At 57.6% G+C, this 21,694-nt stretch carries 28 protein-coding genes and 1 other annotated feature; of the genes, 18 read left to right on the top strand and 10 right to left on the bottom strand.

The window, feature by feature from the left end:
* Nucleotides 1-274: 274 nt before the first annotated feature.
* The 3 genes from clpB to rluD all read right to left on the bottom strand — a co-directional run bounded on the left by clpB (nucleotide 275) and on the right by rluD (nucleotide 4,685).
* Nucleotides 275-2,848 carry an ATP-dependent chaperone ClpB gene (gene clpB, locus PU683_RS09140; RefSeq protein ID WP_277171189.1) on the bottom strand — a complete coding sequence of 858 codons (2,574 nt, stop codon included), beginning with the start codon at nucleotides 2,846-2,848 and terminating at the stop codon, nucleotides 275-277.
* 128 nt (nucleotides 2,849-2,976) lie between these two features.
* Nucleotides 2,977-3,708 carry a purine nucleoside phosphorylase YfiH gene (gene yfiH / locus PU683_RS09135; RefSeq protein WP_277171188.1) on the bottom strand — a complete coding sequence of 244 codons (732 nt, stop codon included), beginning with the start codon at nucleotides 3,706-3,708 and terminating at the stop codon, nucleotides 2,977-2,979.
* Nucleotides 3,705-4,685 carry a 23S rRNA pseudouridine(1911/1915/1917) synthase RluD gene (gene rluD, locus PU683_RS09130; protein ID WP_277171187.1) on the bottom strand — a complete coding sequence of 327 codons (981 nt, stop codon included), beginning with the start codon at nucleotides 4,683-4,685 and terminating at the stop codon, nucleotides 3,705-3,707. Before rluD ends, yfiH begins: the two co-directional genes overlap by 4 nt.
* 131 nt (nucleotides 4,686-4,816) lie before the next feature.
* Here rluD and bamD point away from each other — a divergent pair, with 131 nt between their 5' ends.
* The 4 genes from bamD (at nucleotide 4,817) to pheA (ending at nucleotide 7,565) form a co-directional block, all read left to right on the top strand.
* Nucleotides 4,817-5,554: an outer membrane protein assembly factor BamD gene (gene bamD, locus PU683_RS09125; protein ID WP_277171186.1), complete on the top strand. Its 738-nt coding sequence runs from the start codon at nucleotides 4,817-4,819 to the stop codon at nucleotides 5,552-5,554.
* 268 nt (nucleotides 5,555-5,822) lie between these two features.
* Nucleotides 5,823-6,158 (top strand): ribosome-associated translation inhibitor RaiA, encoded by a 336-nt coding sequence (gene raiA, locus PU683_RS09120; protein WP_187799751.1) that lies wholly within the window; start codon nucleotides 5,823-5,825, stop codon nucleotides 6,156-6,158.
* A 98-nt stretch (nucleotides 6,159-6,256) separates the two neighbouring features.
* Nucleotides 6,257-6,382 (top strand) — a sequence feature (Phe leader region).
* The gene (gene pheL / locus PU683_RS09115; protein ID WP_223284335.1) at nucleotides 6,258-6,308 is read left to right on the top strand and encodes a pheA operon leader peptide PheL; all 51 of its coding nucleotides are present in this window, start codon (nucleotides 6,258-6,260) and stop codon (nucleotides 6,306-6,308) included. Its footprint overlaps the feature before it by 51 nt.
* Before the next feature lie 22 nt (nucleotides 6,383-6,404).
* Nucleotides 6,405-7,565, top strand: coding sequence for a bifunctional chorismate mutase/prephenate dehydratase (gene pheA / locus PU683_RS09110; RefSeq protein WP_277171185.1), 1,161 nt, complete (start codon nucleotides 6,405-6,407; stop codon nucleotides 7,563-7,565).
* Here pheA and PU683_RS09105 read toward each other — a convergent pair.
* The 7 genes from PU683_RS09105 to PU683_RS09075 form a co-directional block, all read right to left on the bottom strand.
* Nucleotides 7,562-8,434 carry an SMP-30/gluconolactonase/LRE family protein gene (locus PU683_RS09105; protein ID WP_277171184.1) on the bottom strand — a complete coding sequence of 291 codons (873 nt, stop codon included), beginning with the start codon at nucleotides 8,432-8,434 and terminating at the stop codon, nucleotides 7,562-7,564. The two genes, pheA and PU683_RS09105, sit on opposite strands and share 4 nt — an antisense overlap.
* 68 nt (nucleotides 8,435-8,502) lie before the next feature.
* Nucleotides 8,503-9,624 carry a bifunctional chorismate mutase/prephenate dehydrogenase gene (gene tyrA, locus PU683_RS09100; RefSeq protein ID WP_277171183.1) on the bottom strand — a complete coding sequence of 374 codons (1,122 nt, stop codon included), beginning with the start codon at nucleotides 9,622-9,624 and terminating at the stop codon, nucleotides 8,503-8,505.
* Between the two features lie 9 nt (nucleotides 9,625-9,633).
* Entirely contained in the window at nucleotides 9,634-10,704 is a 1,071-nt protein-coding gene (gene aroF / locus PU683_RS09095; RefSeq protein WP_277171182.1) for a 3-deoxy-7-phosphoheptulonate synthase AroF, read from the bottom strand.
* Nucleotides 10,705-10,886: 182 nt separating this feature from the next.
* Nucleotides 10,887-12,230 carry a PepSY-associated TM helix domain-containing protein gene (locus PU683_RS09090; protein WP_277171181.1) on the bottom strand — a complete coding sequence of 448 codons (1,344 nt, stop codon included), beginning with the start codon at nucleotides 12,228-12,230 and terminating at the stop codon, nucleotides 10,887-10,889.
* A 60-nt stretch (nucleotides 12,231-12,290) separates the two neighbouring features.
* A complete protein-coding gene (locus PU683_RS09085; RefSeq protein WP_277171180.1) occupies nucleotides 12,291-12,758 on the bottom strand; it encodes a DUF2946 domain-containing protein in 468 nt (155 codons plus the stop codon).
* A 172-nt stretch (nucleotides 12,759-12,930) separates the two neighbouring features.
* On the bottom strand, nucleotides 12,931-13,980 hold the full coding sequence (locus PU683_RS09080) for a site-specific integrase (RefSeq protein WP_277171179.1): 1,050 nt from the start codon (nucleotides 13,978-13,980) through the stop codon (nucleotides 12,931-12,933).
* Between the two features lie 6 nt (nucleotides 13,981-13,986).
* Nucleotides 13,987-14,832, bottom strand: coding sequence for a helix-turn-helix domain-containing protein (locus PU683_RS09075; RefSeq protein WP_277171178.1), 846 nt, complete (start codon nucleotides 14,830-14,832; stop codon nucleotides 13,987-13,989).
* Between the two features lie 193 nt (nucleotides 14,833-15,025).
* Here PU683_RS09075 and PU683_RS09070 point away from each other — a divergent pair, with 193 nt between their 5' ends.
* From PU683_RS09070 to PU683_RS09005, 14 genes are all read left to right on the top strand, one after another.
* Complete coding sequence (locus tag PU683_RS09070; RefSeq protein ID WP_431190956.1) at nucleotides 15,026-15,316, top strand: Cro/Cl family transcriptional regulator; 291 nt, start codon at nucleotides 15,026-15,028, stop codon at nucleotides 15,314-15,316.
* Nucleotides 15,317-15,354: 38 nt separating this feature from the next.
* Nucleotides 15,355-15,693: a DUF5347 domain-containing protein gene (locus PU683_RS09065; RefSeq protein ID WP_277171176.1), complete on the top strand. Its 339-nt coding sequence runs from the start codon at nucleotides 15,355-15,357 to the stop codon at nucleotides 15,691-15,693.
* A gap of 67 nt (nucleotides 15,694-15,760) precedes the next feature.
* Nucleotides 15,761-15,988 carry a DUF2732 family protein gene (locus PU683_RS09060; protein WP_277171175.1) on the top strand — a complete coding sequence of 76 codons (228 nt, stop codon included), beginning with the start codon at nucleotides 15,761-15,763 and terminating at the stop codon, nucleotides 15,986-15,988.
* Nucleotides 15,988-16,209 (top strand): TraR/DksA C4-type zinc finger protein, encoded by a 222-nt coding sequence (locus tag PU683_RS09055; RefSeq protein ID WP_277171174.1) that lies wholly within the window; start codon nucleotides 15,988-15,990, stop codon nucleotides 16,207-16,209. The genes PU683_RS09060 and PU683_RS09055 overlap by 1 nt, the downstream gene beginning before the upstream one ends.
* Nucleotides 16,210-18,249 carry a replication endonuclease gene (locus tag PU683_RS09050; RefSeq protein ID WP_277171173.1) on the top strand — a complete coding sequence of 680 codons (2,040 nt, stop codon included), beginning with the start codon at nucleotides 16,210-16,212 and terminating at the stop codon, nucleotides 18,247-18,249. It abuts the gene before it with no gap.
* Between the two features lie 89 nt (nucleotides 18,250-18,338).
* Complete coding sequence (locus PU683_RS09045; protein WP_277171172.1) at nucleotides 18,339-18,524, top strand: hypothetical protein; 186 nt, start codon at nucleotides 18,339-18,341, stop codon at nucleotides 18,522-18,524.
* Nucleotides 18,525-18,722: 198 nt separating this feature from the next.
* The gene (locus tag PU683_RS09040; protein WP_277171171.1) at nucleotides 18,723-18,926 is read left to right on the top strand and encodes a tail protein X; all 204 of its coding nucleotides are present in this window, start codon (nucleotides 18,723-18,725) and stop codon (nucleotides 18,924-18,926) included.
* Nucleotides 18,917-19,138, top strand: coding sequence for an HP1 family phage holin (locus tag PU683_RS09035; protein ID WP_277171170.1), 222 nt, complete (start codon nucleotides 18,917-18,919; stop codon nucleotides 19,136-19,138). The genes PU683_RS09040 and PU683_RS09035 overlap by 10 nt, the downstream gene beginning before the upstream one ends.
* A complete protein-coding gene (locus PU683_RS09030; RefSeq protein WP_277171169.1) occupies nucleotides 19,122-19,631 on the top strand; it encodes a lysozyme in 510 nt (169 codons plus the stop codon). The genes PU683_RS09035 and PU683_RS09030 overlap by 17 nt, the downstream gene beginning before the upstream one ends.
* A complete protein-coding gene (gene lysB / locus PU683_RS09025; RefSeq protein ID WP_277171168.1) occupies nucleotides 19,628-20,053 on the top strand; it encodes an Rz-like lysis system protein LysB in 426 nt (141 codons plus the stop codon). The genes PU683_RS09030 and lysB overlap by 4 nt, the downstream gene beginning before the upstream one ends.
* Nucleotides 19,941-20,186 carry an Rz1-like lysis system protein LysC gene (lysC, locus tag PU683_RS09020; protein WP_277171167.1) on the top strand — a complete coding sequence of 82 codons (246 nt, stop codon included), beginning with the start codon at nucleotides 19,941-19,943 and terminating at the stop codon, nucleotides 20,184-20,186. The genes lysB and lysC overlap by 113 nt, the downstream gene beginning before the upstream one ends.
* Nucleotides 20,149-20,616 (top strand): phage tail protein, encoded by a 468-nt coding sequence (locus PU683_RS09015; RefSeq protein WP_277171166.1) that lies wholly within the window; start codon nucleotides 20,149-20,151, stop codon nucleotides 20,614-20,616. The genes lysC and PU683_RS09015 overlap by 38 nt, the downstream gene beginning before the upstream one ends.
* 94 nt (nucleotides 20,617-20,710) lie before the next feature.
* Nucleotides 20,711-21,346: a phage baseplate assembly protein V gene (locus PU683_RS09010; RefSeq protein ID WP_277171165.1), complete on the top strand. Its 636-nt coding sequence runs from the start codon at nucleotides 20,711-20,713 to the stop codon at nucleotides 21,344-21,346.
* Nucleotides 21,343-21,690 carry a GPW/gp25 family protein gene (locus tag PU683_RS09005; RefSeq protein ID WP_277171164.1) on the top strand — a complete coding sequence of 116 codons (348 nt, stop codon included), beginning with the start codon at nucleotides 21,343-21,345 and terminating at the stop codon, nucleotides 21,688-21,690. Before PU683_RS09010 ends, PU683_RS09005 begins: the two co-directional genes overlap by 4 nt.
* Nucleotides 21,691-21,694 lie beyond the last annotated feature (4 nt).

Genomic DNA, 21,694 nt, shown 5'->3' with positions numbered 1-21,694 from the left:
TTTTCGCTGCGGCGCGGGGTGTGCATATTACGCTTTCCCGCCGTGAAGTCAACTGATTATTTTCAGATTTCTTCACCTGACAGGCCGGTGTGTTTGCCGTTGTGCCGTGTCAGTGGAGGCGCATTATAGGGCGTTAATTTCCCCTGACAACCTCTAATTTCAAAAAAGTTACCGTTCGCTCAATTTCCAGGCAAAAACCGCGAAAGAGGTCTATTTATGCTTCTTTATTAAACAAAAACGGGCCTCGGGAGGCCCGTTTTTCATTTCTCATTTTTTATTGAACAGCGACAATGTGGTCATCTTTCACCACAAGCTGTACCGGTTGACCCGGAATCAGGGTGCCGGAGAGTATCTGCTGCGCCAGCGGGTTTTCAATCTGTTGCTGGATAGCACGTTTCAACGGCCGCGCTCCGTACACCGGATCGTAACCATTGGCGCTAAGCAATTTCAGCGCCTCATCGGAAAGCGTCACGCTATAGCCGCGCTCTTCAAGACGTTTATACAACCGCTGCAGTTGGATCTGCGCAATAGAAGCAATGTGTTTTTCACCTAATGGATGGAACACAACGACTTCATCTATACGGTTGATGAATTCAGGCCGGAAGCTCTGACTTACCACGCCCATCACCAGCTCTTTCATATGGCCGTAATCGAGCTCGCCAAAACGTTCCTGAATCAAATCCGATCCCAGGTTAGAGGTCATGATGACCACCGTATTACGGAAATCTACCGTTCTGCCCTGCCCGTCTGTCAGACGACCATCGTCAAGCACCTGCAACAGAATGTTGAAGACATCCGGGTGCGCTTTCTCGACTTCATCAAGCAGAATGACGGAATAGGGACGTCGACGAACTGCCTCTGTCAAATAACCGCCCTCTTCATAGCCGACATAGCCCGGAGGCGCACCAACCAGTCGCGAAACGGAGTGTTTCTCCATAAATTCAGACATGTCGATACGCACCATGGCGTCGTCGCTATCAAACATAAAGTTTGCCAGTGCCTTGCACAGCTCGGTTTTCCCCACCCCGGTCGGACCAAGGAAGAGGAAGGAGCCAATCGGGCGGTTCGGATCGGACAGCCCTGCGCGGCTGCGGCGAATGGCATTGGAGACCGCATCGACAGCCTCATCCTGACCAATCACGCGATGGTGAAGATCGTGCTCCATCCGCAGCAGTTTTTCGCGCTCGCCCTCCATCATTCGTGAAACGGGGATACCGGTCCAGCGCGCCAGCACTTCAGCAATCTCAGCATCGGTTACACGGTTACGCAGCAGGCGCATGGTTTTGCCTTCGCTCTGCGTAGCCGCCGCCAGCTGTTTTTCCAGCTCCGGGATTTTCCCATACTGCAATTCAGACATCCTGCCCAGATCGCCGTTACGACGCGCCTGTTCCATCGCGATTTTCGCCTGCTCCAGCTCAGCCTTGATGGTCTGCGTTCCGGAAAGGGAGGCTTTTTCCGCCTTCCACTCCTCTTCAAGAGAGGAGTATTGACGCTCTTTCTCCTCCAGCTCCTCACTCAGCATCTCAAGACGTTTTTTACTCGCTTCATCAGACTCTTTCATCAACGCCCGCTGTTCCAGCTTAAGCTGAATAATGCGCCGGTCGAGACGGTCGAGCTCTTCTGGTTTCGAGTCAATCTGCATACGAATACTGGATGCCGCTTCATCAATCAGGTCGATGGCTTTGTCCGGCAACTGGCGATCGGAGATATAGCGATGTGAGAGCGATGCCGCCGCGACAATCGCCGGGTCGGTAATTTGCACATGGTGATGCAACTCATAGCGCTCTTTCAGGCCGCGCAGGATAGCGATGGTGTCTTCAACAGAGGGTTCAGCCACCAGCACTTTCTGGAAACGCCGCTCCAGCGCAGCATCTTTTTCGATGTACTGACGATACTCATCAAGCGTAGTCGCGCCGACGCAGTGCAGCTCGCCTCGCGCCAGAGCCGGTTTAAGCATGTTCCCGGCATCCATTGCGCCGTCAGCTTTACCGGCACCAACCATGGTATGCAGTTCGTCAATAAACAGGATGACGTTGCCTTCCTGTTTGGAGAGATCATTGAGCACACCTTTCAGGCGCTCCTCAAACTCACCGCGGTATTTTGCCCCAGCGACCAGCGCGCCCATATCCAGCGCCAGTACGCGACGGCCCTTTAGCCCTTCCGGCACTTCGCCATTCACAATGCGCTGCGCCAGACCTTCAACGATAGCGGTTTTACCGACACCCGGTTCACCAATTAATACCGGGTTGTTTTTGGTACGGCGCTGCAGCACCTGGATGGTGCGGCGGATCTCTTCGTCACGCCCAATGACCGGGTCAAGTTTGCCCTGCTCGGCCCGTTCGGTCAGATCGACGGTAAATTTTTTCAAGGCCTGACGTTGGTCTTCAGCCCCCTGATCGTTCACGCTCTCTCCCCCACGCATGTGATCGATAGCCTGGGTCACATTCGCGGTGGTGACGCCAGCGGATTTCAGCAAATCCGTCAGCGTGCCGCGTGACTCCAGCGCAGCCAGAACAAACAGCTCTGACGAAATAAAGTTATCACCCCGTTTTTGCGCCAGCTTGTCGCAAAGGTTAAGCACGCGCATCAAATCCTGCGAAGGCTGCACATCACCGCCGGTACCTTCTACCTGCGGCAAGCGGCTCAGCGCCTGTTCGATGGCAATACGTAACTGGCCAGTATTAACGTCGGCAGAGGTTAATAAAGGTTGAACCGAACCGCCTTCCTGGTTCAGTAAGGCGCTCATTAAATGAAGTGGTTCGATGAATTGGTTGTCGTGCCCCAGTGCGAGCGACTGGGCATCGGCAAGAGCAAGCTGGAATTTATTAGTAAGACGATCCAGACGCATAACTCCTCCCATAACAGGTCAAATTTGCTACTGGAGATTAAATGAGGTCATCCCTCAATTATTCAAGGTGATTGACCTGATTTATGCGAAGAAAACTTACGCGTACTGGATCGTCTTGATTCGCTAGGTTATATCAGCCAAATGAAACTTGCCATACGCCCGGTCGTCTTGTCCCGACGGTATGAGAAAAAATCACTCTGCTGGCTGAAGGTGCAGTGTTCGCCGCCGTAGACATGCTCGACGCCAACGCTCGCCAGCCGCTGACGCGCCAGCTGATAAATATCAGCAAAATATTTTTCACCCTGCTGGCGAAACGCACTTTCGGCTGCGGCATCGTGAGCCATAAATGCCTCACGCACTTCCGGGCCCACTTCGAACGCTTCCGGACCAATCGCCGGGCCAAGCCACGCCAGCACGTTTCCAGGTTTGTCGGCAAAACAGGCTATCGTCTCTTCCAGCACGCCCGCACACAGGCCTCGCCAGCCAGCATGTGCTGCCGCCACTTCGCTGCCATCCCGGTTACAAAACAGCACCGGCAGGCAGTCGGCGGTCATCACCGCGCACACCGTGCCCGGCGTGTTGCTGTATGAGGCATCTGCGCGTTTCGAGGCATAGGGCCCGCCGTCGAGCTTCAACACTGCCGTGCCGTGCACCTGCTCGAGCCAGACCGGTTTTGAAGGCAAACCCGCCGCCGCAAACAGGCGTGCGCGGTTCTCTTCGACATGCTCGCTGTTGTCGCCACAGTGCGCGCCGAGGTTCAGAGCATCGTAGGGCGGCTGGCTTACACCACCGATACGGGTTGAGCTACAGGCCGCCACGCCTTTCGGTAGCGGCCAGTCCGGGACGATCAGTTTGGTCATAACCAGGCGACATCATCCTTATGGGTTTCAAAATCTGCGCGCATGGCAGCGATCAGATCGACCATATCCTGTGGAATTGGCGCATGCCACTCCATTTCGATACCGCTAATCGGATGGTAAAGACGCAGCATAGTGGCGTGCAGCGCCTGGCGGTCAAACTTACGCAGCACATCAATAAACTCATCCGACGCGCCTTTCGGCGGGCGAGGACGACCGCCATAGAGCTGATCGCCCACCAGCGGATGGGTGATATGCGCCATATGCACACGGATCTGGTGCGTACGGCCGGTTTCAAGTCGCAGACGCAGGCGCGTATGGATACGGAAATGCTCCATAATGCGGTAGTGCGTCACGGCCGGTTTGCCCATCGGGTGAACAGACATATGGGTGCGTTTGGTCGGATGACGGCTGATAGGCTCTTCCACCGTACCGCCCGCGGTCATATGACCAATGGCAACCGCTTCATATTCGCGGGTGATTTCACGCAGTTGCAAGGATTCAACCAGTCGGGTCTGCGCCGGAACAGTTTTTGCCACCACCATCAGGCCAGTGGTGTCTTTATCCAGACGGTGTACGATACCTGCGCGCGGTACATCGATAATGGGCGGATAGTAGTGCAGCAGCGCATTCAGCACGGTGCCGTCAGGATTACCGGCGCCTGGATGCACAACAAAGTCGCGCGGCTTATTGATGACGAGAATATCGTCATCTTCATAGACGATATTGAGAGGAATATCCTGCGGCTCAAAGCGCGCTTCTTCTTCAATTTCAGCATTGATGGCAATGCGCTCACCGCCCAACACTTTCTCTTTCGGTTTGTCGCTAACGACATCGTTGACCAGCACACGCCGATCGAGAATCCATTCTTTTATACGCGAACGTGAATAATCAGGGAACAATTCGGCCAAAGCCTGATCTAAGCGTTGACCGAGTTGATTCTCGGATACCGTTGCGGTGAGTTGTACCAGTTGTGCCATATACAGCTTCTTCGTTAACGTTGGGTTTTACGGCTTCGCCGTTTAATATAGTGTGCTATTGTAGCTGGTCTTAGTCGGGAGCAGGAGTAAAGAATCTCCCGCATGAACATTCTGAGGAAAGTCTAAACGTTATGACGCGCTTGAAATATCTGGTGGCAGCCGCCACGTTAAGTCTGGCTTTGGCAGGTTGCTCCGGTTCTAAGGAAGAGGTACCTGATAATCCACCAAACGAAATCTACGCGACCGCCCAGCAAAAGCTGCAAGACGGTAACTGGAAGGCGGCAATAACGCAACTGGAAGCTCTGGATAATCGTTATCCGTTTGGTCCTTACTCCCAGCAAGTGCAGTTAGATCTCATCTACGCCTACTACAAAAACGCCGACCTGCCGCTGGCGCAGGCCGCCATCGATCGCTTTATTCGTCTCAACCCCACGCATCCGAACATCGACTACGTGATGTATATGCGCGGCTTGACCAACATGGCGCTTGATGACAGCGCGCTGCAGGGCTTCTTCGGCGTTGACCGTAGCGATCGCGATCCGGCTCATGCGCGTGATGCATTCAATGACTTCTCACGCCTGGTGCGCGGTTACCCGCAAAGTCAGTACGCGACGGATGCGAATAAGCGTCTGGTCTACCTGAAAGATCGCCTGGCGAAGTATGAATACTCCGTCGCGCAGTATTACACCGATCGCGGTGCCTGGGTGGCGGTAACGAATCGCGTGGAAGGCATGCTGCGTGATTTCCCGGATACCAAAGCAACGCGCGATGCGCTGCCATTGATGGAGCGCGCTTACCGCGAGCTGCAGCTGAATGCGCAGGCTGACAAAGTGGCGAAAATTATCGCCGCCAATAACAGCAACGCATAACGCTCAGAAACGCAAAACGGCAGCCCGCGGGCTGCCGTTTTTTTATCCGTTGACTGCATGGATGAAGCGCTTTCGCATCGATGCAACCTGTCAACTATGACTGCTAACATCTCATCCGACAAGCTATATTTCCCCTCTTCCTGCCCTGCCTCACAAATCACTGGTCTTTGACAAAAAGTGACAAAATTACGTGATTTTAATCACACATTTTGACATTAGGCGCGTTATGCTGAAATGACTTAGACGGAAAGACAGAGAGGTAAGATGTATGACAATGAACATTACCAGTAAACAAATGGAAATTACTCCGGCAATCCGCCAGCATGTCACCGACCGTCTCGCCAAACTGGATAAATGGCAAACTCAGCTGATTAATCCCCATATCGTCCTCTCTAAAGAGCCACAGGGTTTTACCGCCGATGCGACCATCAACACGCCTAACGGGCAGCTTGTCGCCAGCGCTAAACATGATGATATGTATATCGCCATCAACGATTTGATCAACAAGCTGGAACGGCAGCTCAATAAAGTGCAGCACAAAGGCGAAGCGCGTCGCGCCGCAACCTCGGTTAAAGATGCCAACTTCGTTGAAGAAGAAGAGTAGTCTCTACATTGAGTTTCCAACGCGCCTGCGGGCGCGTTTTTTATTGACAGGGCGAAAAGAGAGCAGTTACTTTAACTTCCTCGCTCGACAGGAAAAATGATGAAAAACACCCCGTTCCTCTTCGCACTCTTTTTTACCTTCCCCAGTTAGGGAGGCGATTCGTTTTGTGAGAAAAAGTGCGAAGACGAACAATAAAGCCTCCCAAGCCGGGAGGCTTTTTTATTGATAACAATGAAAGGCAACAACATGACGGCTGAAAACCCCTTACTGGATTTACGCGTGAAGATCAGCACGCTCGACGAGCAACTGCTGACGCTGCTGGCCGAGCGCCGCCAGCTCTCCGTTGAAGTTGGCAAAGCGAAACTCGCCTCCCACCGCCCGGTGCGCGATATCGACAGAGAGCGGGCTCTGCTGGAACATTTAATTGAGCTTGGCAAAGCGCATCATCTGGATGCCCATTACATCACCCGCCTGTTTCAGCTCATCATCGAAGACTCTGTTCTCACTCAGCAAGCCCTGCTCCAGCACCATCTCAACAACATCAACCCACGCTCGGCACGTATCGCCTTCCTCGGCCCGAAAGGCTCCTATTCCCATCTCGCGGCGCGCCAGTATGCCGCGCGCCATTTCGAGCAGTTTATCGAGAGCGGCTGCGCACGTTTTCAGGATATTTTTAACCAGGTCGAAACCGGCCAGGCAGATTACGCCGTCGTGCCGCTGGAGAACACCAGCTCTGGCGCGATTAATGATGTCTACGACCTGCTTCAGCACACCAGCCTGTCGATTGTCGGCGAGCTAACCGTACCCATAGACCACTGCGTGTTGGTGTCGGGCACGACGACCCTTGAGCAGATCCAGACCGTCTACAGCCATCCGCAGCCGTTCCAGCAGTGCAGCCAGTTCCTGAACCGCTATCCGCAGTGGAAAATTGAGTATTGTGAAAGCACCTCGGCGGCGATGGAGAAAGTCGCCCAACTGAACTCACCGCACATCGCGGCGCTGGGCAATGAACCGGGCGGCGCGCTGTATGGTTTACAGGTGCTGGAGCGCAACCTGGCGAACCAGACGCAGAACATTACCCGCTTTGTGGTGCTGGCGCGTAAAGCGATTGACGTCTCTGAGCAGGTGCCGGCGAAAACCACGTTGCTGATGGCGACCGGGCAACAGGCAGGTGCGCTGGTGGAAGCGCTGCTGGTGCTGCGCAACCACAACCTCATCATGACCAAGCTGGAGTCGCGCCCGATCCACGGCAACCCGTGGGAAGAGATGTTCTATCTGGATATTCAGGCCAACCTGCACGCCAGCGCGATGCAAAAAGCGCTGCGCGAGCTGGGCAGTATCACCCGCTCGCTGAAAGTGCTGGGCTGCTACCCCAGCGAAAACGTCGTGCCGGTCGACCCGGTTTAACGCTCGATAAAGAGCGCTTTCTTCATCCCTGCTACCGACACCGGCAGGGTGAAGATTGCCCCCGAAAGCGGATAATCGGCAATCTCCTGCTCATCCATGTTTTCGCGGGTGGTGGTAATAAACAGGGTCTTCATATCCGCCCCGCCAAAACAGACCATCGTCGGGCAGCGCACCGGCAAACGATACTCCTCCAGCTGTTCGCCCTGCGGTGAGAAACGCACAACCCGCCAGCCGTCATACATCGCGCTCCAGTAGCACCCTTCGACATCCATCGCCGCGCCGTCCGGGATCCCTTCGCCCGGGTTGAAGCGACGGAACAGCTCGCGCCGCCCCGGCTCACCCTGCTCATCCAGCGGTGTACGGTAAATCACGCCGTGCGGCGTGTCGGAGGTGAACATCCACTGTTTGTCATGGCTGAAGGCCAGCCCGTTTGCGCCGTGAATATCGCACTGCACCACTTTCGGCGTCAGATCGTTATCCACCCGCAGCAGCAGCGCGCCATTGTAATCGCCCGGTGCCCAGAAGGTGCCCGCATAAAAGCGGCCATGATGATCGGTGCCGCCATCGTTAAAACGCGCCAGCTGCGGGTTCGATGGGTTATCGCACACTTTCTGTCGCAGCAGACCGCGCGCGTCCGTCAGCCAGATGGCCTGACGCATGGCAACGATAAAACCGCCCTTCTCACGCAGCGCGAAGCAGCCCACCTCTTCCGGAAATGAGAGCACCGTATGCTCGCCTGTTTCCAGCCGGTAACGATGGATTTCACCCTCCAGAATATCAGCCCAGTAGAGCGCCTGTTCGGCTTCGCTCCAGGTCGGACACTCAGGTAAATGTCCGGTGTAATCAAACAGTCTCTGCAACTCAGCCATTGCGCATCCCTTAAATAAAAAAAGCCAGCGGGTGACCACTGGCTTTTCAGTATAAACGGCTTTTGAAGTTACGCCCGGCTGTCGTTGGCCTGGCGTAACAGGGTACGGCTTTCGCTCTGGAAACGCTGGGCATAATCGCCAAACCAGTGCTCAACTTTGCGGAAGCTGTCGATAAACGCCTGCTTATCGCCCTGCTCCAGCAGACCAATCGCTTCGCCGAAGCGCTGGTAGTAACGCTTGATCAGCGCCAGGTTATCGGGCGAGGACATAATAATATCGGCATAGAGCTGTGGATCCTGGGCGAACAGACGGCCCACCATCGCCAGTTCAAGGCGATAAATCGGCGATGAGAGCGACAGTAGCTGCTCAAGCTGCACATTCTCTTCCGCCAGGTGCAGACCATAGGCGAAAGTGGCAAAGTGGCGCAGCGCCTGAATAAAGGCCATATTCTGATCGTGCTCGACGGCGCTGATGCGGTGCAGCCGCGCGCCCCAGACCTGAATCTGTTCCAGGAACCACTGATAGGCTTCCGGCTTGCGTCCATCGCACCACACCACCACCTGCTTGGCGAGGCTACCGCTGTCCGGGCCGAACATCGGATGCAGACCAAGCACCGGGCCTTTATGCGCCGACAACATCGCCTGCAGCGGGCCACTTTTCACCGAGGCCAGATCGACCAAAATGCAATCCTCCGGCAGCGGTGGCAGCTTCGCAATTACCGCTTCGGTGACGTGGATGGGCACACTGACAATCACCATGCCCGCATCCGCCAGCAGCGTCTCAGCCTGAGCCCACTCCTCTTTCTCCAGCGTACGCACCTGGTAGCCCGAGAGCGTCAGCATTTTGCCAAACAGTTTTCCCATCTGACCGCCGCCGCCAACAATGACGACCGGACGCAGCGCAGGACAGAGCGTTTTAAACCCTTTGTCGTTTTCACTGGAGTAGGATTCACGCATTACGCGGCGCAGCACATCCTCAATCAGATCGGGTGGCACGCCCAGCGCCTCGGCCTCTTTACGGCGCGAGGCCAGCATTGAGGCCTCGCGCTCGGGAACATAAATCGGTAGCCCATAGTGGCTTTTGACTTCACCCACCTGTGCCACCAGCTCCAGCCGGCGCGCCAGCAGCCCCAGCAGCGCCTTATCCACCTCATCAATTTGATCGCGTAGCGCGGTCAGTTCAGCAGCCATAACACCCTCTTATGCAAAACGCGCCGCCAGGCTATTGCGCAGATCGCTGTCGATTTCACGCAGCAGCACTTCGGTCGCCTCCCAGCTGATGCAGGCATCGGTAACAGAAACACCGTACTTCATATCACAGCGCGGCTGCTCGGATGATTGATTGCCTTCGTGAATGTTGCTCTCAATCATCAGGCCGGTAATCGAACGGTTGCCATCTTTGATCTGTGCGACAACAGATTCAGCAACGGCAGGCTGGCGACGGTAATCTTTATTGGAATTCCCGTGGCTGCAATCTACCATCAGCGACGGTTTCAGTCCTGCCTGCTGCATCTCTTTTTCACACTGCGCGACATCCGCCGGGCTGTAGTTTGGCGCTTTACCACCGCGCAGGATCACGTGACCATCCGGGTTGCCCTGGGTTTGCAGCAGGCAGACCTGGCCGGCCTGGTTGATGCCAACAAAGCGGTGCGGCATGGCGGCAGCGCGCATCGCATTGATGGCGGTGGCCAGGCTGCCGTCGGTACCGTTTTTGAAGCCGACCGGCATTGATAAACCGGACGCCATTTCACGGTGCGTCTGTGACTCCGTAGTACGCGCGCCAATTGCCGACCAGCTGAAGAGATCGCCGAGGAACTGCGGGCTGTTCGGATCGAGCGCTTCGGTCGCCAGCGGCAAGCCCATGCTGACTAATTCTACCAGCAGACGACGCGCAATCTTCAGGCCAGCTTCCACATCAAACGAGCCATCCATGTGCGGATCGTTAATTAGCCCTTTCCAGCCGACGGTGGTACGGGGTTTTTCAAAATAGACGCGCATCACCAGGTAGAGGCTATCGCTGACCTCTGCGGCAAGGGTTTTAAACCGACGGGCATACTCCAGCGCCGCTTCCGGATCGTGAATCGAACAGGGGCCGCAGACCACCAGCAGACGCGGATCGCGCCCGGCAATGATGTTGGAGATGGTCTGGCGGGATTGCGCGATTTGCGCCTCTTGTTCGCCGGTCAGCGGGAAGGCATTTTTCAGCTGCTCCGGGGTGATCAGAACCTGCTCGTCGGTGATGTGTACGTTGTTCAGCGCGTCTTTTTGCATGATCAAATCCTGTATGGCTCGTGTGCGATAGGTTTCCTCAGGCGAGGGAGCTGACACCATATCACATCAGGTAAAGATTTCAATCCACAATACGTACAGATATCGTTACACAACCAACTTTTGTAGCGTTAACATGGCTGCCGCATGTAATTTTAAGTTTACATAAAGCAGCCAGTGACGTTTTACACCGTGTTGGCGCGCTGCGTTTTCCGCTGCCAGCGCAGGGCATCGACCAGCATAAACAGCAGTAAGCTGCCGCCCATTACCGGCATCATTAGCCCCAGCAGCAGGGCAATGGCTAACACTACACAGCGGCCCGGAACAGGCAGTTGCAGCCAGGCGTGCAGCAGCGTCTCGCTCACCGCCGGGCGGCGGATCCACCACAGACGATAGCCGACGATAATCATCACGCACAGCGCGCTGCCAAAGGCAATTAACAGCAGCTGGTTGGCAAGGCCGAATAGTACGCCCATATGGAAATCCACACCCCAGCGCGTCAGCTTCGCCATCAGCGGGAAATCAGCAAAGTGCACATGATCTATCACTGCCAGCGAATTTCCTGCAATGGCGACCGCATCCACCTGCGTCGGCCAGCGGCGATCAATCTCCGTAACCATCCAGCCGTGCTCCGCATCGCGCGGTGGGCGGATCTCCACTTTACTCGCTGCAATCCCGGCGGCCTGCGCGCGGGCGAGCACTGCGTCAAACAGCGCCGGGTTAAGCGCCATGTCGGGCATCGCCATCCCTTCGTGGTGCATCTGATGCTCGGCGTGCGGATCGGCCGGCGCGGCTTCGCCTGTTAGCTGGGTATTGACTTGCGGCGTCATCCAGTTGAACGCGGCGCGCATTTTATCAACGTTGCCACCCGCCCACTGCGACCAGGTAAGGCCGGTGGCGGAAAAGAGCAGCATCCCGGCCAGCAGCAGCCAGCCGAGCGTAACGTGCAGGCGGCGATGATTCTGTACGCGGTTGTTGATGCGTCGTTTTGGCCGGGTGAAAAACCACAGCGCAATGCCGCCCAGCGCGGCGATCCACATCCACGATGCCGCCAGCTCACTGTAGAGCCTGCCGGGATCGCCCAGCAGCAGCGAACGGTGCAGGTAATCAATCCACTGGCGCAGCGGCAAAATACCGCTGGTGCCGTAAACGGTCATATCCCCTTTCACCTGTAGCGTCACCGGATCGATAAAAATCGCCCGGCTCTCAGAGACGCCAAGCTGCGGATCGGCAAACATCACCCGCGTCGTCTCGCTGTCGCTCAGGCCGGGGCGCACCGCCTGCAGGCGCAGATGGCCGCCCGTCACCTGTTCGGCAACGCGAAGCTGGTCGGCCAGCGGCTGCCGCTCGCCGCTCTCCACGCCATACAGCGCATCGTGATAAAGCCAGCTCTCCAGTTGCGGCGTAGCGACATAGAGCGTGCCGCTCAGCGCGGCGATAAAGATAAAGGGGCCGACAAACAGGCCAATATAGAAATGGAGGCGTCGCAGCAGGTTAAGCCACGCCGCACGAGGGGTACAGGAAGTCATACTTTTCCTCAAAAAGCGCAAAAGTGTGCCATTCCGCGCAGGCGGAACGTCGTTTTGGGGTCAGGAAAAGCGGGAGTACGGCGGGGCGCGGGTATCGGGCCAAAGCCAGGGGATAAAGTGCCACAGCCGTGGGCGCGTGCGGGCAGGCGCGCGGGTCACGCGCAGCACGCGTCCCAGCAGCAGCAGGACAAGCAGGAAAATCAGGCCGGGAACGTGGGCCAGCAGCACGCAGTAACCGCACGCTTCAGCATGATCGAGCGGCATGGCTGACGGTCGGCTCTCCGGCTGCGACATCTCATGATGAGAATGGTCGTGGTGTGCATGATCGTTCTGCGCGGGCATTGGCATACTCATCTCATGATGCATACCGGGCATCGCGCTCATTGGATCTTTTTGCAGGGCTGTTGAAATAAGAGGGGCAACGAGGATCAGCAGGATCGCAAACAGCGCCAGCCACAGGGCTGAGCGTTGTGCTCTTGTAGGATGAAAAAGGTGCTTCACCGCGTCTCCTTCAGGTCGAAGCGGCATTGTAAATTAAACATCATCAGAAGGTTAATAATTTTACCGGCAAAGGCAAAACATCGCGCTAAAAAGACCAGAAAAGTTAGTTAAGCCGCTTTTGCCAGCCCGCCCACCCCCTCTGGCCTGCGCCCTGATTTTCATGGCACACCAGACAGGTTAAGTGCAGTGAAATGCAGGGTTATGCATCTTCTGCCGCCACGTTGCCGCCATTAAAGGTAGAGAGCGGGTTAAGCGTCACCGCCTCCTCGAGATGATCGGGAGCAAAGTGGGCATAACGCATGGTCTCACGAATATTGGCATGACCGAGGATACGCTGCAGCACAAGGATATTGCCGCCATTCATCATAAAGTGTGAGGCGAAGGTGTGGCGCAGAACGTGGGTTTTCTGCCCCTCGGCAAGGGCGATAGAGGTGGTAGCCAGCATGCGGGTAAAGTCAGGATAGCAGGGCTGAAACAGCGCCCCCTCAAGCGGCGCAAGCTCGTCGAACAGCCACTGCGGGATAGGCACAGTGCGGTTCCTGCCGCCCTTGGTTTTAACAAAGGTGAGCTTGTTGGGCACCAGCTGGGTACGGGTGAGAGATTCAGCTTCGCGCCAGCGCGCGCCAGTGGCGAGGCAGATTTTTACGACCCGCGTTAAATCGGCATTGCCGAAACGGACACAGGCCGCCAGCAGTTCGGCGATCTGCGCCTGGGTAAGCCAGCTCATCTCGCGCTCTTTTTCGCGAAACGGCCGTACACTCTCCAGCGGATTGGGCAGCGACCACTCGCCAAGACGCGTAAGTTCGTTAAACACCGCGCTGAGATAGTGCTGCTCGCGATTGACGGTGATGGGCTTCACTTTCCACTTTGCCGGGTCCGGCGTGTAGCCATTATCGATCTCACCGCTCAGGCGCTTATCGCGGTAGTGCGCCCAGGCTTTCGCCGTCAGCTGCGCGGCGATGGGATCGCCCAGCCCACGGCAGACAATCTCCAGCTTCGCCAGCCGCGATTTGCTCGCCGCCAGGGACTGGCCATGCAGCTTGTACCACAGCGCAATCAGCTCGCTTAAGCGGCGACGGTCGGCCTTCTCACCCAGCCAGGGTTTCTCTTCCGCTTCCCGCTTCGCCCACGCCTCAAACGCTTCCGCTTCACCTTTGGTGGAGAACTGTCTGCGAATTCGCCGCCCGTCGCGCCCCTGGGGATAGACTTCGCAGAGCCATTTCCCGCTCTTCTGTTTACTGACCGTCATTGCCGCTTACACATGTTTTTCCAGCGTAAAGAGCACCACGCCGAACGGCGCGATCTCCGCTACACCGCACTCAAAATCGACCGCGTTATTGCTCAGGCGCACTTTGCCACCGGGCAGGCGCACGACATCAAAGACATCGAGGGCGTCATCAACGCCAATCACCCAGCGCCCGTTGCCAATCTTCTGCGCAGCGGTATCCACCAGCCAGCCAGCATGCAGGCCGTCGATAAAGCGCAGGCTATCGGTGGCGGCAGGCGCCAGCGATGGATCCAGTGTCCAGACGCCCGCCTCTTTCAGCTCACCGGACTCATGGCGGAATTTCGGAATGGTAATGACGGCATCGTTCTGCGCGGCGACCGGTGCCGGGTACATCTCACCCTGCCCGGTTGCCAGCCACTTCAGCGAGACGCCGGTATCCAGCGCGCAGGTCACAACGACATCGCCGGGGAAGAAGTCGCGGCGCACCCACGTGCTGATGGTGCCTGAAGAGATATCGAGCAAATCGCCCAGATCCTTTTGCATCTGGAAGCCATAGGCATCAAGGATTCGACGCAGCACCGGACGCCCGCCCGCCGAGAGGATCTCCTCATACAGCGCCTTGCCTTTGACCTGCGGCTTCTCAACCAGATTCGCATTTGCAAACTCACCGTTCACCAGCCAGTGCAGATCCGCGCCGGTATCGAGCGCGCATTTGACCACCGCCTTATAGGGCACGCTTTCCCGCTGGATCCAGCTGCTGATATTGTTCGCCGGCACATCCAGCGCCTCGGCAAGCGCTTTCTGACTGGATACGGAGTAGGACGCTGCAATGCGATCCACCACATCCTGAACACTCATCTTGTTTTCACTCATGGACACCAACATCGAAAAAGTGATTTACACAATCGCATTTGCGATTTATATTGCTGTTCATCGACCAAAATGCACAGCAGTGCACTACATTTCAAACAACAGGAGATAATGCGATATGTCAGATGCAAAATCAATGCCGTCGCATCCGTTATCCGGCTCACAAATGCAATTCAGCACATTTTCACATGGACAGATGGATGAGCTGATCTCCGCCCTGCTACCGGCGCTGCAAACAGTGATCCGCTCGGCGATGTCCGATGCGATGACGGTGAAGGATTTCGCCGCAATGCGCGGTATCAGCGAGCGTCTGGTGTGGCAGTGGCTGGATGAAGGCGTGTTGCTGAAAGCCCCGACCCGCGAGCATAGTGAGGCCGGTAAACGCAGCCGCACGCTGATTAATGTCAAAGCCTGGCGCGATAAGTTAACGCAGCAGGCTATCGACTGCCGTTACATCGACCGGCGCTCCGCCACCTCATTCGGTTAATTTTGCATTTGCGAGTTCACGGTCACGCAGGAGGATCTATGGCGATCACCTCACCTGCCGCCAGCGCACCGCTGAGTGCCGGCGAGCGGCTTACCGGGTTAAACCACATCAGCGAACTTCGCGGTCGCCACTGGGGCGACAGCTGGAGCGAGGTGGCGCGCTTTATCGACGATATGCGCGACCGACGCGACGAGCAGTATGAAGCAAACGCCCGGGCGCTGGCGGCGATCTTCTTTCTCGCCCGCGTCCCCACGGCCCGCCAGGCGCTTGACCCGCATCTGCTTACCCTCGAGGAGAAGCGCGCGCTGATCGCTGCCATGAACCACTTTCGCGCCGTTGTCAGTCTGTTTCCGAAACGGCTAACCATGCCGCTTTAACCCCCAGGTTCAATCCCAGGACGTCAACCCGTCGGGCATCCCTTTGCCCAAATTCAGGAGAGTTAACATGAGAAAGACCGCAAATCACGCCCCCGCCCGCAGCGGCGATGAAGTTACGCTGCTGCTGGCTGAAGCCCGCAATAACGAACGCTTGCGCTGCGCCGGTGCTGTTTCTGCCCGCCTTGATACGCTGGCAAGTTTTATTGCCTCCCGGCGCCTCGACTGGAGCGATGCCGCCGAGTTGCTGCGCCAGGAGGCGACCCATATTGATAACCAGGCGCTGGAGCTGCACTGATGGCCGATGAAATGGATGGCGTTCAACAACGCGAAATGGAGGAGCGCGAGCGGCATATCCTGCACGCGCGCCGCCGCTTACTGCTCCCCTCCCGCTTGACCTGCGAGTGCTGCGACATGCCGATCCCTGAGGCGCGTCGCATGGCGCTGCCGGGGGTAACCTGCTGCGTCAGTTGCCAGCAGATCGCTGAACTGAAAGATAAGCACTTCAGGAGAAGATAAGTGGCTGTCAGCCTGGCTTACCCCTGGAATGCGCCGCGCCGCGCTATCGCCAGCCCCTATCTGACCCATGCCGAACAGCACCGCCGCAATCAGCACATTGCGGCGGTGCTGCAGGCGCGTCATGCGCTGGCGCTGCAGCCTGCCTGTGTGCGCCTCTCCATTAGCCGCACAGAGCAGGCGCTGGAAAAGGCACATGGCGCTGCGCGGGCGCACGCCTTCCTGCTGCGCTTCGCCAGGCAAACCCTGCCACGGCTACAGGCGGTGAATGACCGCTACCAGATCGATGGCCTGCAATCACGCGTCTCGAAGGCGCTCTTTCACGGCCATTTCGATACGGCATTCCAGCAGGCGCTGGCCGGCCGGCTGGTCGATCTGGTTAACCGTTACAACCAGTTAGCGGACAGCAACCAGGCCAGCGTCGACCGGCTGGCGGAAGATATCGCCCACTTTATTCGCGGCGAGCTGGCGGACAGTGATGCCGATGAACAGACCGAGCTGAAAACCCTGCACCGCTGGTACCACCACGCTGCTCTTATCGCCCTGCAATTTAACGTCACCCCGCCGCACTGGCAGCGCGTCACGCAACGCCGCGTCTGCGCAGAGGATATCGCCCCGGCGGTGATCCGCCTCTTCAGTGAGCAGTGGTGGCGCAGCCATCTTCGCCGGGCGGCCGCCCAGTGGCGCGAGCATCTGCATATCGCGCTGGGCCTGGTGAGCCGCAAAACACAGCCCTACGCCAGCCAGGACTGCATCACCGCCTGGCGCGAGCAGAAGCGCCGCCAGCGGGCGTTCCTCAAAAGCATGGAGCTAGAGGATGAAGAGGGAAATCGTATCAGCCTGCTTGATAAGCATGACGGGTCAATAGCCAATCCGGCGATCCGCCGCTGCGAGCTTATGACGCGCATCCGCGGTTTCGAAACTATCTGTCAGTCACTCGGCTATGTCGGCGAGTTCTACACGCTTACCGCGCCTGCCGCTTTTCACGCCACCTCCCACACCGGGCATCGCAACCTGAAATGGAACGGCGCCAGCCCGGCGCAAACCCAGGGATACTTCACCCGCCTGTGGGCGCGCATTCGCGCCAGGCTGCACCGCGACGGCCTGCGTATTTTTGGTATTCGCGTTGCGGAACCGCATCACGATGGCACGCCGCACTGGCATCTGCTGCTGTTTATGCAGCCGCAGGATAGAGAGAAGGTGCGCGAGATCCTGCGTGATTTTGCCCACCAGCAAGATAGTGAGGAGCTGCGCAGCGACAAGGCGCGAAAAGCCCGTTTTCATGCTGAAGCGATCGATGCGCAAAAAGGGAGCGCGACGGGGTATGTGGCGAAGTATATCGCCAAGAATATCGACGGCTACGCGCTGGATAATGAAACCGACCACGAAACGGGCGCGCCGCTGAAAGAGAGCGCCTGCGCGGTCTCCGCCTGGGCAGCGCGCTGGCATATCCGCCAGTTCCAGTTTGTCGGCGGCGCGCCGGTCACCGTCTACCGGGAATTACGCAAAATGGCCGACAGCGCCACGGCCAGAGGGCTGAGCGTCGAGTTCGCCGACGTGCATGATGCCGCCGATAACGGCGACTGGGCCGGCTACGTTAATGCCCAGGGCGGCCCGTTTGTGCGCCGTGACGATCTGCAGGTACGCACGCTGTATGAAACCGAGGAGGCGTTTAACCAGTACGGCGAACCGATGGTGCGTATTCGCGGCGTTTATGACACGGTCATCGGTAGCGGTTCGCCGGTGCTGACCCGCCTGAAAAAATGGACCATTGTGCCGAAGCGTGCGTCAGCGATTTTTCAGGGCGCAACTGCGCCCGCTTGGAGTTCTGTCAATAACTGTACGCCCTTCGAGCCGGGTAAACCGCTAACAGATTACGAGCGACGGCAACTTACCCGCCGGCTGCGGGAAGGGATCCTCAGTGAACGAAACGGGAGGTTACACACCGATCTAAACATCATTAAGAATAATGACTTTTTGGCAAGGGATAGATGGTCAGAATATTTGTCACTTCACAATACTGTTTTTTTATCAGCGACATAGTGATTAGACAAAATAATCTTCGCTTCCCATAAATATCCAGCCTATGATACTGTATAAACATACAGTAAGAGAATTCATGAGAGGAATTCATGGTCTTTGAACGACTAAATCAGACTCAGCGCAAATGGGCATGCGTGCAATTCATTGCCGAGGTGTCGCTTATTGCTAACTGCAAGCCTTCCGACCTGAAGCTGGCCTTAAGCCTGATCGCGGACCTGGCGGAGAGCGAGAACACCACTCCCGATGATGAGGATATTTATTACAAAGCCGAATAGCCCCCACCGCCCCCGAAACCGGCGACTCTCTTTACCGTACTTTTACGCACCGGCTAGCGTTTACCTCGCCCGGTGCGTCACTTTTCCCTTCCGTTGTTGTACCAGCCACGCGCCAGCGTCAATCCATAGCTCTTAGCCTCGCTCCTGCGGAAACTTAACCATGGAAAAAACCTTCCGGATGGTAAGAGACGCAAAACGATGAATGCGATAACACAACAAGGTGACACCCTCGATCTGATCTGCCTGCGCTACTACGGGCGAACGGCGGGCGTCGTCGAACACGTGCTGGCCGCCAATCCCGGTCTTGCCGAACTCGGCGTCGTGCTTCCGCATGGCACCCCCATCACCCTGCCCGATGTCGCGGTCCAGGTCACGCAGGAGACGGTAAATCTATGGGCGTAAGTATCGAGAGATTCAGTTCGTCGCTGGCCTACTGGATTAGCGTCGCCCTGACCTTTTTTGGCGCCATGACGCCGCAAGACTTTGCCGCTTACTTCGGCGCACTCGGCGTCGCCATGACCGTCGGCGTGAACTGGTATTACCGCCGTAAAAGCTATCTGTTCCTCAAATCCTGTGCGGTGAGCCAGGAGGTGGTCAATGGGCTTACCCGTTAAACGCTGTAGCGCGGCGGCCGTGCTGGCGCTGGCGCTGCTGCTGCCCGATTTTCATCTGCTGCGCACCTCGCAGGCGGGGCTGGAACTGATTACCGATCTCGAAGGCTGCCGTCTGCGCCCCTATCAGTGCAGCGCGGGAGTCTGGACATCGGGGATTGGCCACACGGCGAAAGTGATTCCCACGCGCGATATCAGCGAAAAAGAGGCCGCCGTCAACCTGGTGGCCGACGTGCTGCGCGTTGAACGCCGCCTGGCGCAATGTGTGCCGGTGGAGATGCCGCAACCGGTCTATGACGCGGTGGTGAGTTTCACCTTTAACGTCGGCAGCGGCGCAGCATGCGCCTCAACCCTGGCCTGGTACCTGCGCCAGAAAGCATGGAAGCAGGCCTGCGATCAGCTACCGCGATGGGTCTATGTCGATGGCGTACGCAGCCGCGGGCTGGAAAACCGCCGCCAGCGCGAGCGCGCCTGGTGTCTGCAGGGGGTGCAATGAGCGCCCGCCTGGTGGCAGTGCTACTGGCAGCGCTGGCCGGGCTTTGGCTGTTTCAGCAAAACCACGCCCTGCGCACCGCTTTGGCCAACGCACAGCAGCTGACGCGAGAGCAGAACGCCACGCTTACGCGCCTTAAAACCGCGCTCAACGCTACCGCCGAACTGGCGGCGAAAAATCAACAGGCGCAGGTCACGCTGCGCCAGCAGCTCGATGCCGCCAGCGCGCAGGCGCTGCAACGAGAAAACGCGATCGCGAGGTTATTAAATGAGAACGAGGCTTTTCGCCACTGGTATCGCACTGAGTTACCTGATGCTGTGCGCCGGGTGCACCAGCGCCCCGCCTGCCCCTCCGCCGCTCATTGTCTACAGCAGCTGCCCGCAGGTCAGCCTCTGCCCGATGCCGGCAAGCGCGCCGCACACTAACGGCGATCTGAGCGCCGATATTCGCCAGCTTGAGCACGCGCTGGTGCAGTGCGCGCTGCAAGTTGAAACCCTTAAACTTTGCCAGGATGAGATCAATGCTAAAACCCAACTCTCTGCGCAGCGCCCTGATTAACGCCGTCCCGGCGCTGCACGATACCCCCTCGATGCTGCGCCTGTGGGTCGATAAAGGCAGCAATATCGCTACGCTCGCCAGCTCCTTATCGTTTGAAAAAGCGTTCAGCCTCAACGTCGCCATTACCGGTTTCAGCGGCGATATCGACACGCTGTTTGTGCCGGTGATGGCGTGGCTGCGCGATAACCAGCCGGACATTCTCAGTGCCGAAGCGGGTCAGAAAGGGAGCTTTAGCTGGGCGCTGCTGACCAACGACGACGGCACGCAGGATGTCACGATGGTGCTTCAGCTGACCGAGCGCACCCAGGTGAAAGAGGTCAACGGGACGCTTATCGCCGAAACGCTGCCAGAGCCGCTGCCACCGGCCTTCGTCACCCGCCCGAAAGAGCTCTATATCAACGGCGAACTGGTGAGCCGCTGGCAGGCATGATCGCCTGCGCCACACGCCACGGGCTGCGTTGTGCCAAAAGCCGGACAGCCTTGTTCAATTTTCAAAACCGGGGACGCATAGCATCATTTCGCTTATGAACAGACAACTTTCGCTTCACGAACTGGCTCGCCAGCTTCGCAATATGATCCGCACCGGAATTATCGTTGAGGTCGACCTGAAAGCCGGGCGCTGCCGGGTAGAGACCGGCGGTATGGTGACCGACTGGCTACAGTGGTTAACCCACCGCGCCGGGCGTTCGCGCAGCTGGTGGGCGCCCTCCGTCGATGAGCAGGTGTTACTCCTCGCCGTCGGCGGCGAGCTGGAGACCGCTTTCGTTATGCCTGGGATTTACGCCAACGATCATCCGGCCCCCTCCGCCTCAGCGGACGCCTGGCATGTCACCTTTCCCGATGGCGCAGTGTTTGAATATGAACCGCAGACCAGCGCCCTGAAGGTGAGTGGCATTAAAACCGCCGATATCACCGCGTCCCAGTCGATTACCGCCAGCGTGCCGCAAGTGCTGGTGAAAGCGTCGACGCGCATCACTCTCGATACGCCGGAAGTGGTCTGCACCAATAAGCTGATCACCGCCACGCTGGAGGTGCAAAAAGGCGGCACGATGAGCGGCAATGTGACGCACAGCGGCGGCTCGCTCACCTCCAACGGCAAAGTGCTGCATAGTCACCAACACCCCGGCGACAGCGGCGGTACCACAGGAGCTCCTTTATGACAGCACGTTATTCCGGCCTCGATCGCACCACCGGGCGCAGCCTGACCGACGTCGACCATATTCGCCAGAGCATCAGCGATATTCTGCGCACGCCGGTAGGCTCGCGCGTGATGCGCCGCGATTACGGTTCACTGCTGTTCGATATGATCGATCAGCCACAAACCCCGGCGCTGGCGCTGCAAATTCAGGTGGCCTGTTATATGGCGCTGCTGAAATGGGAGCCGCGCATCACCCTCAGCGCGGTGACGGCCGAACGTCAGTTCGACGGCAAGATGGTAGTCAATCTGACCGGCCAGCTTGCCAGCACCGGCGAGTCCCTCTCTTTAACCCTTCCTGTGAGTTGATACC

The organism is Candidatus Kosakonia sp. 282A-S69 (assembly GCF_029433855.1).
Lineage (GTDB): Bacteria > Pseudomonadota > Gammaproteobacteria > Enterobacterales > Enterobacteriaceae > Kosakonia > Kosakonia cowanii_A.
Note: the sequence above shows the minus strand (reverse complement) of the source record. Positions and strands in the feature narration are given on the sequence as shown.

Coding starts and splice junctions, on each gene's coding strand:
- PU683_RS09055 (WP_277171174.1), top strand. CDS start 15,988: ATGGCCGATGAAATGGATGGCGTTCAACAACGCGAAATGGAGGAGCGC.
- PU683_RS09090 (WP_277171181.1), bottom strand. CDS start 12,230: ATGACTTCCTGTACCCCTCGTGCGGCGTGGCTTAACCTGCTGCGACGC.
- PU683_RS09035 (WP_277171170.1), top strand. CDS start 18,917: ATGGGCGTAAGTATCGAGAGATTCAGTTCGTCGCTGGCCTACTGGATT.
- PU683_RS09040 (WP_277171171.1), top strand. CDS start 18,723: ATGAATGCGATAACACAACAAGGTGACACCCTCGATCTGATCTGCCTG.
- yfiH (WP_277171188.1), bottom strand. CDS start 3,708: ATGACCAAACTGATCGTCCCGGACTGGCCGCTACCGAAAGGCGTGGCG.
- PU683_RS09070 (WP_431190956.1), top strand. CDS start 15,026: ATGGATGAGCTGATCTCCGCCCTGCTACCGGCGCTGCAAACAGTGATC.
- rluD (WP_277171187.1), bottom strand. CDS start 4,685: ATGGCACAACTGGTACAACTCACCGCAACGGTATCCGAGAATCAACTC.
- bamD (WP_277171186.1), top strand. CDS start 4,817: ATGACGCGCTTGAAATATCTGGTGGCAGCCGCCACGTTAAGTCTGGCT.
- PU683_RS09080 (WP_277171179.1), bottom strand. CDS start 13,980: ATGACGGTCAGTAAACAGAAGAGCGGGAAATGGCTCTGCGAAGTCTAT.
- lysB (WP_277171168.1), top strand. CDS start 19,628: ATGAGCGCCCGCCTGGTGGCAGTGCTACTGGCAGCGCTGGCCGGGCTT.
- tyrA (WP_277171183.1), bottom strand. CDS start 9,624: ATGGCTGCTGAACTGACCGCGCTACGCGATCAAATTGATGAGGTGGAT.
- aroF (WP_277171182.1), bottom strand. CDS start 10,704: ATGCAAAAAGACGCGCTGAACAACGTACACATCACCGACGAGCAGGTT.
- PU683_RS09105 (WP_277171184.1), bottom strand. CDS start 8,434: ATGGCTGAGTTGCAGAGACTGTTTGATTACACCGGACATTTACCTGAG.
- PU683_RS09015 (WP_277171166.1), top strand. CDS start 20,149: ATGCTAAAACCCAACTCTCTGCGCAGCGCCCTGATTAACGCCGTCCCG.
- PU683_RS09005 (WP_277171164.1), top strand. CDS start 21,343: ATGACAGCACGTTATTCCGGCCTCGATCGCACCACCGGGCGCAGCCTG.
- pheA (WP_277171185.1), top strand. CDS start 6,405: ATGACGGCTGAAAACCCCTTACTGGATTTACGCGTGAAGATCAGCACG.
- lysC (WP_277171167.1), top strand. CDS start 19,941: ATGCTGTGCGCCGGGTGCACCAGCGCCCCGCCTGCCCCTCCGCCGCTC.
- PU683_RS09045 (WP_277171172.1), top strand. CDS start 18,339: ATGGTCTTTGAACGACTAAATCAGACTCAGCGCAAATGGGCATGCGTG.
- PU683_RS09030 (WP_277171169.1), top strand. CDS start 19,122: ATGGGCTTACCCGTTAAACGCTGTAGCGCGGCGGCCGTGCTGGCGCTG.
- PU683_RS09010 (WP_277171165.1), top strand. CDS start 20,711: ATGAACAGACAACTTTCGCTTCACGAACTGGCTCGCCAGCTTCGCAAT.
- PU683_RS09065 (WP_277171176.1), top strand. CDS start 15,355: ATGGCGATCACCTCACCTGCCGCCAGCGCACCGCTGAGTGCCGGCGAG.
- raiA (WP_187799751.1), top strand. CDS start 5,823: ATGACAATGAACATTACCAGTAAACAAATGGAAATTACTCCGGCAATC.
- PU683_RS09060 (WP_277171175.1), top strand. CDS start 15,761: ATGAGAAAGACCGCAAATCACGCCCCCGCCCGCAGCGGCGATGAAGTT.
- PU683_RS09085 (WP_277171180.1), bottom strand. CDS start 12,758: ATGCCGCTTCGACCTGAAGGAGACGCGGTGAAGCACCTTTTTCATCCT.
- clpB (WP_277171189.1), bottom strand. CDS start 2,848: ATGCGTCTGGATCGTCTTACTAATAAATTCCAGCTTGCTCTTGCCGAT.
- PU683_RS09075 (WP_277171178.1), bottom strand. CDS start 14,832: ATGAGTGAAAACAAGATGAGTGTTCAGGATGTGGTGGATCGCATTGCA.